The organism is Streptomyces oceani (genome assembly GCF_001751245.1).
In the GTDB taxonomy this organism is placed as follows: domain Bacteria; phylum Actinomycetota; class Actinomycetes; order Streptomycetales; family Streptomycetaceae; genus Streptomyces; species Streptomyces oceani.
Window position 1 is genome coordinate 21,400 of record NZ_LJGU01000123.1, and the last position, 17,181, is coordinate 38,580.

15 protein-coding genes and 1 pseudogene are annotated in these 17,181 nt (G+C 72.0%); 10 read left to right on the forward strand and 6 right to left on the reverse strand.

Going from position 1 to position 17,181, the window contains the following annotated elements:
• The coding region (locus tag AN216_RS12890; protein ID WP_170843111.1) for a DNA polymerase beta superfamily protein at positions 1-483 on the reverse strand (483 nt) is incomplete at its 3' end.
• A 180-nt stretch (positions 484-663) separates the two neighbouring features.
• Between AN216_RS12890 and AN216_RS12895 the strand changes: the two are divergent.
• The 4 genes and pseudogenes from AN216_RS12895 to der form a co-directional block, all read left to right on the forward strand.
• Positions 664-1,770 (forward strand): annotated as a pseudogene (locus AN216_RS12895) (prephenate dehydrogenase); the annotation flags it as partial.
• Positions 1,771-1,944: 174 nt separating this feature from the next.
• A complete protein-coding gene (gene cmk, locus AN216_RS12900; protein ID WP_070196813.1) occupies positions 1,945-2,646 on the forward strand; it encodes a (d)CMP kinase in 702 nt (233 codons plus the stop codon).
• Between the two features lie 59 nt (positions 2,647-2,705).
• Entirely contained in the window at positions 2,706-3,323 is a 618-nt protein-coding gene (locus tag AN216_RS12905) for a lysophospholipid acyltransferase family protein (protein ID WP_420855730.1), read from the forward strand.
• A gap of 18 nt (positions 3,324-3,341) precedes the next feature.
• Positions 3,342-4,808 (forward strand): ribosome biogenesis GTPase Der, encoded by a 1,467-nt coding sequence (gene der / locus AN216_RS12910; RefSeq protein WP_070196815.1) that lies wholly within the window; start codon positions 3,342-3,344, stop codon positions 4,806-4,808.
• A 682-nt stretch (positions 4,809-5,490) separates the two neighbouring features.
• On the opposite strand, the gene AN216_RS12920 is transcribed toward der, so the two are convergent.
• Positions 5,491-6,372 carry a hypothetical protein gene (locus AN216_RS12920; protein WP_244502444.1) on the reverse strand — a complete coding sequence of 294 codons (882 nt, stop codon included), beginning with the start codon at positions 6,370-6,372 and terminating at the stop codon, positions 5,491-5,493.
• 309 nt (positions 6,373-6,681) lie between these two features.
• Here AN216_RS12920 and AN216_RS30690 point away from each other — a divergent pair, with 309 nt between their 5' ends.
• The 3 genes from AN216_RS30690 to AN216_RS12935 all read left to right on the forward strand — a co-directional run bounded on the left by AN216_RS30690 (position 6,682) and on the right by AN216_RS12935 (position 11,966).
• Positions 6,682-7,410 (forward strand): transglycosylase family protein, encoded by a 729-nt coding sequence (locus AN216_RS30690; protein WP_275522293.1) that lies wholly within the window; start codon positions 6,682-6,684, stop codon positions 7,408-7,410.
• A gap of 438 nt (positions 7,411-7,848) precedes the next feature.
• Positions 7,849-8,820, forward strand: coding sequence for a hypothetical protein (locus tag AN216_RS12930; RefSeq protein ID WP_070196818.1), 972 nt, complete (start codon positions 7,849-7,851; stop codon positions 8,818-8,820).
• Between the two features lie 101 nt (positions 8,821-8,921).
• Entirely contained in the window at positions 8,922-11,966 is a 3,045-nt protein-coding gene (locus tag AN216_RS12935; protein ID WP_079166539.1) for a Tn3 family transposase, read from the forward strand.
• A 132-nt stretch (positions 11,967-12,098) separates the two neighbouring features.
• Here the strand turns inward: AN216_RS12935 and AN216_RS12940 are convergent, their stop codons facing one another.
• Genes AN216_RS12940 through AN216_RS12955 form a run of 4 tightly spaced genes read right to left on the reverse strand, consistent with a single transcriptional unit; the run spans position 12,099 to position 14,305 of the window.
• A complete protein-coding gene (locus AN216_RS12940; RefSeq protein WP_070196819.1) occupies positions 12,099-13,031 on the reverse strand; it encodes a cytochrome c biogenesis CcdA family protein in 933 nt (310 codons plus the stop codon).
• Positions 13,028-13,525: a TlpA family protein disulfide reductase gene (locus AN216_RS12945; protein ID WP_244502442.1), complete on the reverse strand. Its 498-nt coding sequence runs from the start codon at positions 13,523-13,525 to the stop codon at positions 13,028-13,030. The genes AN216_RS12940 and AN216_RS12945 overlap by 4 nt, the downstream gene beginning before the upstream one ends.
• A gap of 41 nt (positions 13,526-13,566) precedes the next feature.
• Entirely contained in the window at positions 13,567-13,902 is a 336-nt protein-coding gene (locus AN216_RS12950; protein ID WP_070196821.1) for a hypothetical protein, read from the reverse strand.
• A gap of 19 nt (positions 13,903-13,921) precedes the next feature.
• On the reverse strand, positions 13,922-14,305 hold the full coding sequence (locus AN216_RS12955; RefSeq protein ID WP_070196822.1) for an ArsR/SmtB family transcription factor: 384 nt from the start codon (positions 14,303-14,305) through the stop codon (positions 13,922-13,924).
• Between the two features lie 122 nt (positions 14,306-14,427).
• On the opposite strand from AN216_RS12955, the gene merA reads away from it, so the two are divergent.
• From merA to AN216_RS12970, 3 genes are read left to right on the forward strand one after another with little or no spacing between them, the layout of a single operon-like run.
• Positions 14,428-15,867, forward strand: coding sequence for a mercury(II) reductase (gene merA, locus AN216_RS12960; protein WP_070196823.1), 1,440 nt, complete (start codon positions 14,428-14,430; stop codon positions 15,865-15,867).
• 28 nt (positions 15,868-15,895) lie between these two features.
• Positions 15,896-16,546: an organomercurial lyase MerB gene (merB, locus tag AN216_RS12965; RefSeq protein ID WP_070196824.1), complete on the forward strand. Its 651-nt coding sequence runs from the start codon at positions 15,896-15,898 to the stop codon at positions 16,544-16,546.
• Positions 16,547-16,594: 48 nt separating this feature from the next.
• Entirely contained in the window at positions 16,595-17,113 is a 519-nt protein-coding gene (locus AN216_RS12970; protein ID WP_070196825.1) for a DUF1440 domain-containing protein, read from the forward strand.
• Positions 17,114-17,181: the final 68 nt, after the last annotated feature.

A 17,181-nucleotide genomic window follows, 5' to 3' on the forward strand; every position in this document is an offset into this window, starting at 1 on the left:
CCGCCCGCCGCCCGCCGCCCGCCGCCGGTCCGGCGGGTCGTCGACTCGGCCCTCGGCTATCCGCCGTCCCGGGCCAAGGCGCGGCGCACCTCGTGCAGGAAGTCCTCCCCCCCGCGCCGTGTCCGGCTCCGCGGGTAGCGGCGTACGGGACAGCGCCTCGTCCGCCTCGGCGTGCAACCGGGCAAGCCAGGGTTCCACCCGGGACCAGGGCTGCTCGCCGTGCTTGATCGCCAGCAACCGCTCCCGGGCCTCGCCCACGTCCAGCCGTAGGTTGCCCGTACGCAGCAGGTCCCGGCAGCTGAGCAACAACCAAACCAGGTGCATCGCGTGCTTGCCGCGGGGAGCGCCACGGCGCTGGACGTCCGTCTCCAGCTTCCGGCGCTGCTGGGCCACGTAACCCAGGAAGGTGCGGTGCACGTGGCGGGACAGGAAGGCGCCACGCAGCGCCAACAGCGTCGGGCCGGTGTGGTTCGCGCGTTCCACGTGGGGCGCACGAGCGCGTGCGGATCGAGGGGCGGGGACGTGTCACGTGGGCATGATGCCACCGTCCCGGCCGTCCTCCAGCGCGCCCCGTATCCTCGCTGGTGCGGCTGACGCGGCGGCGGCTCGTACGCGACCTCCGCACCGCGCGCCGCAGCAGCAGCGGCATCGGCCCACCGCACAGCAAAGGACACGCACCACATGCGCAGCGCTCTGGTGATCGGAACCGGCCTGATCGGCACCTCCACGGGCCTGGCGCTCGCGGAGCGCGGCGTGCGGGTGTACCTGCGGGACCGTGATCCGGAGCAGGCGCGTACCGCCGCCGCGATGGGCGCGGGTGTCGACGAGGAACCCGCGGAGCCGGTCGACCTCGCCCTCTTCGCGGTGCCGCCGGCGGATCTGGCCGAGGCGGTGCTGACGGCGCAGCGCCAGGGGCTGGCGCGCGGCTACCTGGACGTCGGCAGCGTCAAGGGAGAACTGCACCGTGCGCTGCGGGCCGGCGGCTGTGACCTGTCCAGCTACCTCGGCACGCACCCCATGGCCGGGCTGGAGAAGTCCGGTCCGCTGGCCGCCACGGCCGACCTGTTCGAAGGGCGCCCCTGGGTGCTCACCGCCACCCGGGAGACCGACACCGAGGTGCTGAACCTCGCCCTGGAGCTGATCTCCCTGTGCCGCGCGGTGCCGGTGATGATGGACGCGGACGCGCACGACCGGGCGGTGGCCCTCGTCTCGCACACCCCGCAGCTGCTGTCCAGCATGGTCGCCGCACGTTTGGAGGACGCGGAGGAGAACGCCGTACGCCTCTGCGGCCAGGGCATCCGTGACGTCACCCGGGTCGCCGCCTCGGAACCGGCGATGTGGGTCGACATCCTCTCCGCGAACCCCGGCCCGGTGGCCGACGTGCTCGGGAAGCTGGCCACCGACCTGGACGGCACCGTACGGGCACTGCGCGCGCTCGACTCGACGGAGCCCGGCGAGCGGAAGTCGGGCGCGCGTGCGCTGGAGGACGTGCTGCGGCGCGGCAACACCGGGCGCGCCAGGGTGCCGGGCAAGCACGGTCAGACACCGGCCGTCTACGAGACGGTGAGCGTGTTGATCAGCGACCAGCCGGGGGAGTTGGCCCGGATCTTCGCGGACGCGGGTGCGGCGGGCGTGAACATCGAGGACGTACGCATCGAGCACGCCACCGGACAGCAGGCCGGCCACGTACAACTGATGGTGGAGGCCCGGGCGGTTCCGGTGCTCAGCGCGGCGCTGCGCGAACGCGGCTGGGCGCTGCGTGGGCAGTGACCGAGGTGGTGATGGCCGGTCGCGGTGACTGGGCGGGTGCCTGACCGCGGTGGCCGGCCGCTCAGTCCCGTGCTTCCGGACCACGCGCCCGGGTGCGCCGCCACAGCCGTTAACCTTGTGCGGGGCCCCTCGGCCCGTCGTGTCCCGGCCCGTGCATCGAGAAAGGTCCCCACCGTGCAAACCGCACCGGCTCCCGTCATCGTCGCCATCGACGGCCCCTCCGGCACGGGCAAGTCCAGTACCTCCAGGGCGGTGGCCACCGCCCTGGGACTGAGTTATCTCGACACCGGGGCGCAGTACCGGGCGATCACCTGGTGGATGCTCACCAACGACGTGGACGTCAACGACCCGGCCGCCGTGGCCGCGGCCGCCCACAAGCCGGCGATCGTCTCCGGTACGAATCCGGCGGCTCCCGGCATCACCGCGGACGGTGTCGACGCCACCGGCCCCATCCGTACCCAGGAGGTCACCGCCGCGGTGAGCGCGGTGAGCGCGGTGCCGGAGATCCGCGCCCAGCTGACCGAACTGCAGCGTCGGATCGCGGTGGAGGCCGAGACCGGCATAGTCGTCGAGGGGCGGGACATCGGCACCACCGTCCTGCCGGACGCCGACCTGAAGGTGTTCCTGACCGCCTCTCCCGAGGCGCGAGCAGCCCGTCGCAGTGGCGAACTGCGCGGTGCGGACGGCGCCGCCAAGCCCGATCTGGCCGGCACCCAGGCGGCTTTGCTCCAGCGGGACAGCGCCGACTCCAGCCGTACCACCTCGCCCCTGCGGCAGGCCGGCGACGCCCTCGAGGTGGACACCACGGAGCTGACGCTGGAACAGGTCGTCGAGTGCGTGGTCACCCTGATTCGGGAAAAGCAGCAGGCCGGGTGACCGAGCGGGTCCCGTCCGCCCGGGGTACACGGGCGGCGCGCCGGGTCGGCATCGGCGTGATGCGCGGACTGTGGCGGCCCAGGGTGTTCGGCGACTGGCGGGTGCCCGGGAGCGGACCGGCGATACTCGCGGTCAACCACGCGCACATCATCGACGGCCCGATGCTGTTCAGCCTCGCGCCGCGGCCCGTCCACTTCCTGATCAAGAAGGAGGCGTTCGTCGGCCCGCTCGACCCGTTCCTGCGCGGCATCGCACAGGTGAAGGTGGACCGCTCGGCCCCGGACCGTGCCGCCATCGGCGAGGCGCTGCGGGTGCTGCGGGAGGGCCGGTTGCTCGGCATCTTCCCCGAAGGCACCCGCGGTGAGGGCGATTTCGCCGCCGTGCGCAGCGGACTGGCCTACTTCGCGGTGCGCTCAGGGGCGCCCGTCGTCCCGGTGGCGGTGCTGGGCAGCGCCGAGCGGCGGGGGCGCCTGGTGGGCGCCCTGCCACCGGCGCGCGGCAGGATCGACGTCGTCTTCGGGGAACCGTTCCGGGTCGATGACGTGGCCGGAGGCCGGCGTACCCGTAAGGCCCTGGACGCGGCGACCACCCGGGTCCAGGAGCGGTTGACCGCGCACTTGGCAGAGGCCAGGGAGCGCACCGGCCGCCCAGAACCGTGCACCGAGGTGCACCAGTGAGCAAGGACGTAGGACTTCATGTCTGAGCAGAGCCATTCCGGCGACCACCAGGAGCACGGCGCACTCGGTGAGGCCGAGTACGCCGAGTTCATGGAACTCGCCGTGGAAGAGGGATTCGACGCCGAGGAGGTGACGGACGCCCTCGACGACGCGGGACACGGCCCGCTGCCCGTGCTCGCCGTCGTCGGACGACCCAACGTCGGCAAGTCGACGTTGGTCAACCGAATCATCGGCCGCCGGGAGGCGGTCGTGGAGGACCGTCCCGGCGTCACCCGGGACCGGGTCACCTACGAGGCGGAATGGTCCGGGCGCCGGTTCAAGATCGTGGACACCGGCGGCTGGGAGCAGGACGTACTGGGCCTCCACGCATCCGTGGCCGCCCAGGCGGAGTTCGCGATCGAGGCGGCGGACGCGGTGGTCTTCGTGGTGGACGCCCAGGTAGGCGCCACCGACACGGACGAAGCGGTGGTCAAGCTGCTGCGCCGGGCCGGCAAGCCGGTGGTGCTGTGCGCCAACAAGGTCGACGGACCCTCCGGCGAGGCGGACGCGACGTACCTGTGGGCGCTCGGCCTGGGCGAACCACAGCCGGTCTCCGCGCTGCACGGGCGCGGCACCGGCGACATGCTCGACGAGGTGCTGCGGGTGCTGCCGGACGCGCCTGCCCAGAGCTTCGGCGCGATGCCGGGCGGCCCACGGCGGATCGCCCTGATCGGCCGCCCGAACGTCGGCAAGTCCTCGCTGCTGAACAAGGTCGCCGGGGAGGACCGGGTGGTCGTCGACGACACCGCCGGCACCACCCGGGACCCGGTCGACGAGCTGATCGAACTCGGCGGACGCACCTGGAAGTTCGTGGACACCGCCGGTATCCGCCGACGGACGCACCTGCAGGAGGGCGCCGACTACTACGCCTCGCTGCGCACCGCCGCGGCTCTGGAGAAGGCGGAAGCGGCGATCGTGCTCGTCGACGTGACCGAGTCGATCAGCGTGCAGGACCTGCGCATCATCGGGATGGCGGTGGACGCCGGGCGTGCCCTGGTCATCGCCTACAACAAGTGGGACCAGCTGGACGAGGAGCGCCGGTACTACCTCGAGCGGGAGATCGAGCGGGAGCTGAACCAGGTGCGCTGGGCGCCCCGGGTCAACGTCTCGGCTCGCACGGGGCGGCACATGGAGAAGCTGGTGCCCGCGGTCGAGACCGCGCTGGCCGGTTGGGAGACCCGGGTCCCGACCGGGCGGCTGAACTCCTTCCTGGGCGAGATCGTCGCCTCGCACCCGCACCCGGTGCGCGGGGGCAAGCAGCCGCGCATCTTGTTCGGCACCCAGGCCGGTACCCGGCCGCCGCGTTTCGTGCTGTTCGCCTCGGGCTTTCTGGAGGCCGGCTACCGCCGCTTCGTGGAGCGCCGACTGCGGGAGGAGTTCGGCTTCGAGGGCACGCCGGTGCAGTTGTCCGTACGGGTGCGGGAAAAGCGCGGCCGGAAGAAGTGACCCGCGGGCGTGCGACGCGGCCGGCCGGCGCGCGTGCGGCGTCATCGCGCGGGCGGTGACCGTCCGGCGCGCTCGGCGGACCGGTGCTCTCCGGTCCGCCGATACGTGCGCCGGTCCGCGCGCGGACGCGTTCAGAAGCCGTATCGGTGGCCGTCCCGCGGCGCAGGAGGCAGGGGCACGGGTGGCGGTGCGGACCCGAGGTTGCGGGGCAGCGGTCGCGGGTCGCCCCAGCGGCCGGTACCCGTGCCGTGGACCGTGCCGAACCCCCTGAACCGCAGCTCCTCCTCGTCGCTGCGGTCGCCGGGCAACGCCCGGAAGAGTCGCCGGTACTCCGCGTACAGGCTGTCGTAGATGGGTGTGTCCGAACTCGTGGAGCACGCGGGCGAGGTGTCCCGAAGGCCGGGAGTCCGGTCCTGGCGTGGCTGGTTGGTCCGGGGCTGGGAGGGTTCGTAAGGCTGCACGACAGGTCAAACGACCTCACCGCCCGGTGGATGTGGGGCGGGGCGGCGATTTGACCTGTTGGTCAGGATCTTCGTACGTGCTGCCGAGCCCCGCCGCCCGTCGTGGACATGTCGATCCCGTTACCCCGGTCCGATCGCGCGCCCCGGTCCGGTCCAGCGCCCGTCGGCCGTACGCCCGGGCCGAGCGGGACCGGGGCGGGCGTACGGCCGAGGGCAGGGCCTCAGGTGCCTGCCAGCGGCATCTCCCCGGCCACCAGCGCACCGTTCGCGGCGGCACGCTCGAGAGCCTCTCGCAGCAGGTCCTCACGCGGCTGCTGACCGATCGAACCGGCGGGCGCGGCGTACACCACCACCGTGTGGTGCTTGTTCGCGGTGGTGCGCCAACCGTCGGTGACCGACAGCGGGGTGTGCGCCTGCCACCAGGCCGTGGACCCTCCGGTGCCGTCCGAGGAGGGTTGCAGGATGCCGTGCAGTTGCCCCATCGCCAGCAGCACGGACCAGCCCTCGACCCGCTCCGGGACGCGGTCGAGACCCATGACCGGATGGAAGCCCTGCTCGATGAGCAGCGGCAGGAAGTCGTCCCCCGGGCCGTCGGAGCCCGGGCGCGCGATAGGACCGGTCGGCTCGACCACCACAGCGGGATGCAGCGTCTCACCGATCAGCACCTGACCGCAGGTGACGCCGAGCACGGCCTGTCGGGGCGGCCCCTGGTCGCCGGCCGGCCTCTGCTCGGTGTCCGGTCGGTCAGCGCCCGGGGCGCCGTCCGTAGCGGCGGGGGAGGCGTACGCGGACCCCGGGGCCTCCTCGGGGGCCACGGCAGCCGCGGGCGGCTCCTGCTGGTCGGTGATGGTGCGCACGGCACCCTGGAGCTGCTCCTCGGAGACCGGGACGACCTGCGAGGGCACGCACGCGGCGTGCGCGAACGCGAGCACCGCGGTCTCGTCGCCGACGAACAGCACGGTGCTGGTGCGTTCCCGGTCGGTGTCACCAGGAGTGCGGCAGGAGGTGCAGTCGTAGCTGCCGGGGGCGTTCTCTCCGGCCAGCAGCCGGCTTGCTTCGTCCTCGCCGATCTCGGCGCGTACGTCGTCACTGAGGTCGAGCATGGGGGGCACGGAAACTCCTGGCTTTCTGCGGTTGCGGAACGGCTGCTGATGTGGTCGGTGATGCGTGCGTCGGTTACGGGTCGGGTGGTGCCGTGCCCGGCCCGCGACATGGCGGCCCGGCACTTCGGTGTCCGTGAGAGCTAACGGGCGCGCGGTGGTCGCGGTCACGCGTCGGTGGCCGGGCAATCCGCTTATCGGGTGCGTCGGACCGGGGTACGGTCGTGCTCCGACCGGGTGGGCCGGGCGAATCACGGGCGCGGGCTGGCCGGAAGCAACCTCTCGGCTGCTTAGCGTGTGCCGATGTCGCAGATGTGTGTTCGTATTCGCGCCGGAGCCGTCGTCGCAGCAACCGCCGCTGTGGCGGTGTTGCCCGCGGGCTCGGCCCACGCCACTTCCGCCGATTCCAATTCCGCACGATCCGCAGCCGAGAGACAGCAACCCACGGCGCGTCAGTGCGCCGAACAAGGGTGGCCCTGGAGTTGCATCGCCGAGTGCGAGAGCAGCGGCCAGTGGGACGTCAACACCGGGAACGGTTACTACGGAGGGTTGCAGTTCTCGCAGTCCACCTGGGAGGGGTTCGGCGGACTGCGCTACGCGGCCCGTGCTGACCTGGCCAGCAAGGAACAGCAGATCGAGATCGCCCAGCGGGTGGTCGGGACCCAGGGCTGGGGCGCCTGGCCGGTCTGCTCGGCCCGCTACGGTCTGCACGGGCACGAGAGCGTGTCGCCGTCGTCACCGCAGCCGGAGGAGCCGGAGCCCGCGCAACCCGAGCAGTCCACACAGTCCGAGAGCCCGGAGGCTCCCGAGGCACCGGCACAGCCCGGGCCTCCGGAGGCGTCCGAGACGCCGGAGTCCTCCGCGACGTCCCAGTCGGCGGACACCCACGTCGTACGGGCCGGCGAGAGCCTGTACTCCATCGCCCAGGAGCACGGCGTACCGGGCGGCTGGCCCGAGCTGTACGAGGCCAACCAGGAGGCCGTCGGCGACCAGCCGGACATCCTGCAGATCGGCACCGAACTGTCCATCCCGCAGGGCTGACCCTGCCCTAACCCCCACCATGCGCGGGCCGCTGGCACGACGCACGCCTCGAGGAGGCGCGTCCGGCCGGCGGCCCGCCGCACGAGTGGCCGGGTGTCCAGGCTCCCGGACTCCCGGGTGTCCGGGAGTACCGCCGTACGGTGCCTCGGGTCCGGCCGGCCCGGTGCCGGCAGGGGGAGAGTTCCCGTTCGCGGGTCAAGATGTCCGAACCCTCGCAACACGGTCTGATGAATCCGACCAACCCTGACCCGCTTTCTTCGGTCCTACCGGGTGACAGACGTCCATGGCGGCACGCGCGACCCGTGGAGACCCGGAGAAGATGTACGCCCCACGACGGGACACCAGCCACCCGCACCCCCGTACGGCCCGTCGGGGCCGCCTATGAACCCGCCGAGACGGCGCGGCCGGGAAGCGGCGTCACCGCCGCCCGTATGGCCGGTGGCGGACTGCGTCGCGGACTCGGCCGGCGGCCTCACCTTCGACCTCACCGTGCACGACGGCAGCGCCGGCCGCTGGGACGCGGCGCTGCTGCTGCGCGTGCGTCCGGAAGGCTGCGGAGGCGGGCGTGGCTGCGTCTGCGCGGGTGCCAGGGGAGCCGGGGGCGCCAGGGGTGTCCGGGCAGACGGACCGGGACGCCGGGAGCGTGCGGTCGACCAGCAGCCGGAAGACGTACGCCTGCCGCTCTACCCGTTCGGCGGGACCCGGCTGCGCGCGACGATGCCCAGCACCATGACGCTGGACGAGGGGCACTGGGACGCCCATGTGACACTCGGCGACGGTCTCTCCTGGCGGCTGCGCACGGGACGGCTCGACACCCGTCCGCTCAACGAACGTGATCCCGGGAGCCATCGTGCGTGGCTCGGCGTACGCGTCCCGTACGCCGGCGCGCAGGGCGCACTCGCCGTCCGCTCCTGGCACCGCGCGCCGCACGCCGAGCTGGCTCGGGTACGGACGTCTCCCGCCGGGCTGCTGCTGCGCGGAAGGTTGTTCGGGACGCGACTCGGCTCCGCGGCCCGGATGGTCGCGTGGCCGCGCGAACCGGCGGGGCCGGCAGTAACGGCCGCCTGGCGGGACCCCGCCGCCACTGCCACCCCCACCACCGGCGCCACGGTCGATGGGCACGGCACCACGACACCGCACCCGGCCCCCGAGGAGGCGGTGACCACCCTCGTGCGGCGGACGGGGGACGGCGCGGAGTTCACCGCCACCCTGTCCCTGGACCGCCTGTCCGCACCACCCGCCGAGTGGGACGTGTGGCTGCTCCCCAACGGGTCGGGTCAGGCCGTACGCCCGGCGTGGCTCCTGGACGACGTGCCGGACAAGCGACCGCACGTGAGCTATCCGGCACAGCACACCAGGTCGGCCCTGTTCTCCCGAAGCTGCCGTGAAGTGACAAGTAGCTCTCTGTAGCGGATCTGGGGTGCGCCTGTCAGCGTTTTCGATCTTCTGGGTTCATCGGGGGCCGTGCTCGGCGACGTTGGTCCGGTCATGACGACCGGAAGGAGCCCGGGGTGCGGCAGGAGTGGGAGCCGGAGGATCTGATCGAGGTCTGGACGCTGCTGGAGGAGGATCTGGAGCGGCTGCGGAACAAGTCGGGGGCGAACCGGTTGGGGTTCGCGCTGTTGCTGAAGTTCTTCGAGGTGGAGGCCCGGTTCCCGGAGAACGCTGAGGAGATCCCGGCGCCGGCGGTGGCGTACGTCGCCCAGCAGGTGAAGGTGCCCGCGGAGGAGTGGGCCGCGTACGACTGGGCGGGGCGGGCGATCAAGCGGCACCGGGTGGAGATCCGGGGCGCGTTCGGCTTCCGTGAGTGCACGGAGGAGGACCAGGCCCAGCTCGCCGAGTGGCTGGCGGTGGAGCTGTGCGGGGTGGAGTTGTCGAGGGACCGGTTGGCGGAGGCGGTGGTGGCCCGTTGCCGCAAGGACCGGCTTGAGCCGCCGACGCCGGGGCGTATCGCTCGCCTGGTGGGGTCGGCGGTCAGCACCTTCGAGGAACGGTTCTGCGCGGCCACGGTGGTCCGGCTGTCCGCGGCGACCCGGTCCCGGCTGGATGACCTGATCGCCGAGGACGCCGAGGCGAGCGAGGACAGCGCGGGGGGCGGGGGCACGTTCTTCACCGAGCTGAAGGCCGACCCGGGCGCGCTGGGGCTGGACAGCCTGTTGGCGGAGGTGAACAAGCTCCAGCGGGTTCGCGCGCTGGAGCTGGCGCCGGAGCTGTTCGGGGACGTGTCGGAGAAGCTGGTGGCCGCCTGGCGGGCACGGGCGTCGAAGGAGTACCCCTCGGACCTGCGGGCGGCGGCCGGCCCGGTGCGCTACACGCTGCTGGCCACGCTGTGCCACGTGCGGGAGACGGAGATCACCGACTCGTTGGTGGAGCTGTTCATCCAGCTGGTGCAGAAGATCAACACGCGGGCGGAGAAGAAGGTCGAGGGCGAGTTCAACAAGGAGATGAAGCGGGTCCGCGGCAAGGAGGGCATCCTGCTGCGGCTGGCGGAGGCGGCGGTCGCCGAGCCGGGCGGCACGGTCCGCAAGGTGATCTATCCGGTGGCCGGGGAGTCGACGCTGAAGGCCCTGGCGGCGGAGGCGGCGGCGAACGAGGCCCGGTACCGGGCCCGGGTGCGTACGGTGCTGCGCTCGTCGTACTCCAACCACTGGCGTCGGATGCTCTCGCCGCTGCTGGGCGCGTTGGAGCTGAAGTGCAACAACACCGCCTACCGGCCGGTGATGGACGCGATCGACCTGCTCAAGCGGTATCTGGACCAGCCCATCGCGAAGGAGGGGGCGTTCTTCGACGAGGCGGAGAAGATCCCGCTGGCTGGGGTGGTGCGCGATGAGTGGCGCAAGGCGGTGGTGGACGAGCGCGGCCGGGTCGAGCGCATCCCGTACGAGCTGTGCGTGCTGGTGGCGCTGCGGGACGCGCTGCGGCGGCGGGAGATCTGGGTGCCGGGCGCGAACCGGTGGCAGAACCCGGAGGACGATCTGCCACCGGACTTCGAGGACAACCGCGATGTCCACTACGACGCGATCCGCCAGCCGCAAGACCCAGAGAAGTTCATCGGGGCCCTTCAGAAGCGGCTGCGCGAGGCCCTGGCCCGCTTCGATGCGGCGCTGGGGCTGGGCACCACGGGCGGGGTGGACATCGTCCGCCGGCACGGCGAGCCGTGGATCAAGGTCTCGCCGCTGGGCAAGCAGGAGGAGCCGGAGAACCTGGTCGCTTTGAAGGCGGAGATCGAACGCCGCTGGGGCACCATCGACCTGATCGACATCCTCAAGGAGGCCGAGTTCGCCACCGGCTTCACCGGCGAGTTCACCTCGGTCGCCACACGCGAGGCGGTACCGAAGGCGGTGCTGCGGCGCCGCCTGCTGCTGGTGCTGTTCGCCCTGGGCACGAACATGGGCATCAAGCGGGTCGCGGTCACCGGCAAGCACGGCGAGACCGAGGCCGTGCTGCGGCGGGTGCGGCACCTGTTCGTCAACCGGGCCAACCTGCGCTCCGCGCTGGTGCGGCTGGTCAACGCCACCTTCGCCGCCCGCGATCAGGCGTGGTGGGGCGAGGGCACTGCCTGCGCGAGCGACTCCAAGAAGTTCGGCTCCTGGAGCTCGAACTTCATGACCGAGTGGCACCAGCGCTACCGCGGCCCCGGAGTGATGATCTACTGGCACGTCGAGAAGAAGTCGCTGTGCGTCTACAGCCAGCTCAAGTCCTGTTCGGCCTCCGAGGTCGCCGCGATGATCGAGGGTGTGCTGCGGCACTGCACGGACGTGGAGATCGACCGGCAGTACACCGACACGCACGGCGCTTCCATCGTCGGGTTCGCCTTCGCCCACATGCTCGGCTTCAACCTGCTGCCGAGGCTGAAGAACGTCGGCTCCGCGCGGCTGTACCGGCCGACGGCCGGGGAGGACGAGACCTGGCCGCACCTGGCGCCGGTGCTGTCGACCAAGACGATCGACTGGGACCTGATCCGCCAGCAGTACGACCAGATCGTGAAGTACACCACCGCCCTGCGCCTGGGCACCGCCGAGGCCGAGCAAGTCCTGCGGCGCTTCATCCGCGGCGGGCCCAAGCACCCCACGTACCGGGCGATCGAGGAACTGGGGCGGGCGGTGCGTACGGCGTTCATCTGCGACTACCTCGCGGACGCTGGCCTGCGCCGGGAGATCAACGACGGGCTCCAGGTCGTGGAGAACTGGAACAGCGCCAACCACGACCTGTTCTACGGCAAGGACGGCGACCTGACCGGCTCCGACAAGGAGTCCCAGGAGGTGTCCATGCTCGCCCTGCACCTGCTCCAGTCCGCGCTGGTGTACGTCAACACCCTGCTCCTCCAGGACATCCTGAGCGAGGAGAAGTGGCAGAAGCGGCTCACCGACGCCGACCGGCGGGCCCTGTCCCCGCTGTTCTGGACCCACGTGAACCCCTACGGCCGGTTCGAGCTGGATATGAACTCCCACCTCGACCTCGCCGCCGCGGCGGCCACGGTGCCCGGCCCCCGGACCGCGCCCGAGGCGGAAACCGCCCGATCGGCGACGGACGGTGCGGCTGGGTCGGCATCCTGAAGACCATGGGCCCGGCGTCGCTCCCCGGCGGCTGGATCGTTGAGCGGGGTGAGACGCCGGGCCGGTGTCGACGCGGTCGCCCGTCCGGGCGGGCGCCGCGGGGCAGTCATGGCGGCGCCGGCAGTGGGCGGATCAGCAACAGCGACCGTCGGACGGCGTGGTGGAGGAAGCGTGCTGGGTCGCGTCCTCGTCGTCGCGCCGGTCTTTGCCCTGGGCCTCGCCGGTGGCCTGGGCGTGGAGACGGTGGCGGAGGGCGGGGGCGCCCGCGGCGAGGACGGCGATTACCGCGAGTACCGCGAGTACCGCGACGAAGGTGCTGTGGGCCTGGATCCAGGTGGAGACGGCGCTGGAGAAGCGGGCCAGGGCGCCGCTGCTGGTGGCGGTGCCGCTGATGGCTGCCGGGTACCAGTACCAGGCCAGGTAGACGCCGGTGACGACGAGGACGGCGGCGGTGACGCGGGGCCCGTAGCGGGCCAGCGCGGTGATCTTCCGGGTGAGCGCGGCCCCGGCCGCCGCGGTGATGACCGCGACGAGCAGCAGGACGGTGGCGGATCCGGCGGCGTACGCGGCGAAAACGAGGAGCAGTCCGCCGTAGCTGGCGGTGGCCTGGGCCTGAGCGATCACGGCGAGCAGCACGCCGAAGGTGCAGGACAGGGATGCGGCCGCGTAGCCGATGCCGAAGACGGCCATGCGGCGGGTGGTGGGCGGGCCTTCGGCTGCCCGCCCGGGGGTGCCGGGCAGCCGAAGGCTCAGGGTCCGGCCGGCGAGCATCGCCAGTCCGAGCAGCAGCAGGATGACGCCGGTGGCAAGTCCGAGCCAGGGGGCGGCCTGGATCAGGGCGCGGGCGCCGGCACTGACGACGAGCCCGGCCACCGCGAGAGTCCCGGCGAAACCGATCGTCAGCGCGGCTCCGGAGCGCAGCGCACGGGCCAGCCGCAGCGGCAGGGGTGCGGTGTCGGCGTCACCGAGGGCGTAGGTGATCCAGGCGGGCAGCAGGGCGAATCCGCAAGGGTTGACCGGGGCGATCATCCCGGCGGCGAACGCGAGGGCGAGCAGGCCGTTCACTTGGCGCTCGCCTTGTGCAGGGCGGTCTGGATCTGGTCCGAGGAGGGGTCGGTGGCCCGGTAGGTGACCTTGCCCTGGGGGTCGACGACGATCAGGGTGGACAGGGCTGCGACCTTGTACCGCTGGGAGAGGGCGGCTCGGGTGTCGATGGCCGCGGGTAGTTCGGGGGCCTTGATGGAGCCCAGGAACTGCCGGATGGTCTGGGGTGATTCGCTGGGGTCCATGTCCACGGCCAGGATGTTGGCCTTGCCGTTCAGCGTTTTGCCCGCCGTGGCCAGGGACTTGGCGCCGCCTGCGCATTCGCCGCAGCCGACGGAGAAGAAGAACAGTGCGGTCGGCTTGTTGTCCGGCACCGTGACCTTCTCGTCGCCGATCGTGGTCACCGCAGTGCCTTGCTGGGACCCGAAGCTGGCGGAGGCACCGGCGGCGGGCTTGGTCGTCGAGGTGTCCTGGTTGCCGCAGGCCGTGGCGCCCGCCGCGAGAACGGCGGTCACGGCAAGCGCGAGGAGGGTGCGGTGGCGGGGCAGGGACGTCGTCATCGGGAGCGGGGGCCTTCCTGGTCGGCCGGGGCGTGCGGGTGGTCCCGGTCGGCGGAGTTCTTGGTCGCCTCGGCGGGCGGGCAGCAGGCATCGCGGCCGGAACGGCGGCGACGGACGACAGCGGTGACGGTGGCGACCAGTAGGACGACCGCGGCGGCGATCACCCAGGGGTTGCCCAGGAAGGCGCCGATTCCGGCGAGGGCGCCGGCGGCGATCAGGGCGGGCCCGGCACAGCAGACGATCATCAGGACGGCGGCGCCGATCCCGGCGGCGGCCATGCCGGTGCCGGAGGACTCTGGGTCACGGCGCGGGGGCCGGTCGGTCGTGGGCATAGCGGACGCTCCTTGCGGGTCAGCCCTGGCTGTCGGGGATGCGGGTGCAGCAGGTCAGGGCGGTGGCGTTGTCCGCGGCCAGCGAGCGGGCCAGCACGATCAGGTCGGCCACCCGCGGGTCGCCGACGGAGTAGCGCAGCTTCTTGCCGTCCCGGCGGGCGGTCACATAGCCGCAGTCGGTAAGGCAGGACAGGTGCACTGAGACGCGGGGCTGGGAGATGCCGGCGTAGGCGACGCAGTCGGCGGAGGTCCGCTCGCCGCGAAGGATGTACTCCAGCAGCTTCAGGCGGGTGGGGTCAGACAGGGCGCGGAAGAACTTCGCCACCGTGTCCAGGTGGGTACACGGCACCTCCCCCGTCGCATCGTGGACGGTGGGGGCGGGTGCTGGGGTGCGGTCGGGCATTCGGGGCCTCCACGACTGGAACTATTCGCCTGACCGCATAGTATGGTGACAGCAAGCTATTCGGCAAGACGCATAGGAATGGTCCCGGTCACACCGGGCCCCGCACGCGAGGAGGTGCTGCGGTGAACGCAGCGGACAACGGCTACGACCTGGCGGTCATCGGCTCCGGCGGCGGGGCGTTCGCCGCCGCGATCGCCGCGCGGCGCAAGGGCCGCTCCGTGGTGATGGTCGAGCGCGCCACGACCGGCGGCACGTGTGTGAACACCGGCTGCGTGCCGTCCAAGGCGCTGCTGGCCGCCGCCGAGGCCCGCCGTAGCGCGATGGAGGGCAAGCGGTTCCCCGGTATCCGGACCGAGGCCGGGCCAGTGGACTTCGACGCGCTGATCGGCGGCAAGGACAAGCTGGTCGAGCAGATGCGGGCGGAGAAGTACACCGACCTGGCCGCCGAGTACGGCTGGGACATCCTGCCGGGCACTGCCCGTTTCACCGGCGGCTCCGACAGCCCTGCCTTGGAGGTCGCGCTGGCCGACGGCGTCGGCAGCCGCCGGGTCGAGGCCGCCCACTACCTCATCGCCACCGGCTCCGCCCCGTGGGCGCCGCCCGTCGAGGGCCTTCAGGAGACCGGCTACCTGACCTCCACCACCGCCATGGACCTGGACACACTCCCCGAAAGCCTGCTCGTCCTGGGTGCCGGCTATGTCGGTCTGGAGCAGGCCCAGCTCTTCGCCCGCCTAGGCACCAAGGTCACCGTGATCGCGCGCAGCCGCCTGACCTCGGGTGAGGAACCCGAGATCTCGGCCGCCCTGGAAGACGTCTTCGCGGACGAAGGCATCACCGTCCACACCCACACCCGACTGACTACGGTGCGCCGGGACGCCGACAAGATAGTGGCCACCGCCCGCACCGGCGACGGCCGCGAGCGTCAACTGCGCGCCACGCATCTGCTGGTGGCCACCGGTCGCCGTCCGGTCACCGACGAACTCGACCTGGACGCGGTCGGGGTCACCACTGGCGAGCGCGGCGAAGTCGTCGTCGACGAGCAGCTGCGCACGGCGAACCCGCGGATCTGGGCGGCCGGGGACGTCACCGGGCACCCCCAGTTCGTCTACGTCGCCTCCGCCCACGGCGCCCTCATCGCCGACAACGCCTTCGACGCCGCCGGGCGCACGGTGGACTACCACCACCTGCCCCGCGTCACTTTCACCAGCCCGGCCACCGCCTCCGCCGGCCTGACCGACGCCGAAGCCATCGCCCAGGGCTACACATGCGACTGCCGCGTCCTGCCGCTGGAATACGTTCCCCGCGCGCTGGTCAACCGCGATACCCGCGGCCTGATCAAACTCGTCGCCGACGCCACCACCGGTCGCCTCCTCGGGGCGCACGTCCTGGCCGACGGCGCCGGAGACGTCATCGCCGCCGCCGTCTACGCACTGGCGGGCGGCATGACCGTGCAACAGATGGCCGACCTGTGGTGCCCCTACCTGACCATGGCCGAGGGCCTCAAGCTGGCCGCCCAGACCTACACCCGCGACATCACCAAACTCTCCTGCTGCGCCTCCTGACCAGCCCCTGCCGCGAAAGGCCCCCGCCATGGACGCCAGCACCCAGCAGCTCACCGACCGCCTCACCACCGCGTTCGCCGCCGCCGGCCACGCCACCGCCCGCCCCTGGCTGTGGCCCGCGCTGCTGAAGCTCCTCGGCCGCGGCGAGGCCGTCACCACCACCCAGCTCGCCGACACCACGGGGAAGAGCGAAGACGAGGTCCGCCACGCGCTCGCCACCCTGCCGGACACCGAATACGACGCCGCGGGCCGCATCGTCGGCAGCGGCATCACCCTCAACCCCACCCCGCACCGCTTCACCGTCGACGGACGGCAGCTGTTCACCTGGTGCGCCCTGGACACCCTCGTCTTCCCCGCCGTCCTCGGCCGGCCCGCCGAGGTTGAATCCCCCTGCCACACCACCCACGCCACCGTCCGGCTGACCGTCGAACCCGGCCGGGTCACCCGCACCGACCCCGCCACCGCGGTCATCTCGCTCGTCACCCCCGACGACCTCACCGCCGTGCGCTCCGCGTTCTGCAATCACGTGCACTTCTTCGCCTCCCACCATGCCGCCGCCCCCTGGCTGGCTGAGCATCCCGAGGCCACCACCGTGCCCGTCCAACAGGCCCTGGCCGTCGGCCAGCTGCTGGCCACCGCCTTCCAGCAGGACCCCGGCCAGGCCGGGTGCTGCTGCTGAAACCCCGCGCCGGACACCGCCATACCCCGTCAGGAAGGGAACGCGCAGATGAAGACCACGGACCTGCTCACCGACGCAGTCATCGCCCCGGTCGCCGGGTACACGGCGACGAAGGCGATGGAACCGCTGAGCATGAAGCTCTACCAGCTCCAATCCGACAAGACCCGCGAACGCGACGATGCCGCCCGGCCCGGTTCCCCGTCCCAGATCGCCGCCGACAAGACCCTCGGCCTGCTCGGTATTCACCTTGAAGGCACCGCGCGCGAGTGGTCCGGGACGGCCTTCCACTACGGGCTCGCCACCAGCTGGGCCCCGGTGTACGCGCTGCTGCGCCGCACCACAGGACTGAACCCGGTGGCAGCAGGGCTCACCTCCGGGGCAGCGATGTCCCTGATCGTGGACGAGGCCATCACCCCACTGGCCGGATTCTCCGCTCCCAACCGCGCCTACCCGGCCGTGACCCACCTGCGCGGCTTCGCCGCCCACCTCGCCTTCGGCCTCGCCGTCGCCACCGTCACCGAAACCGCCTGGGCGATCCTCCGCCGCCGCCCACACCCCGGGCGCTGACTCTGCAAGCTGCTGCTTGCGAAGCTCGAATAGATCACCCAAGCCCTGCCCGCCGACCGCAGGTTCTT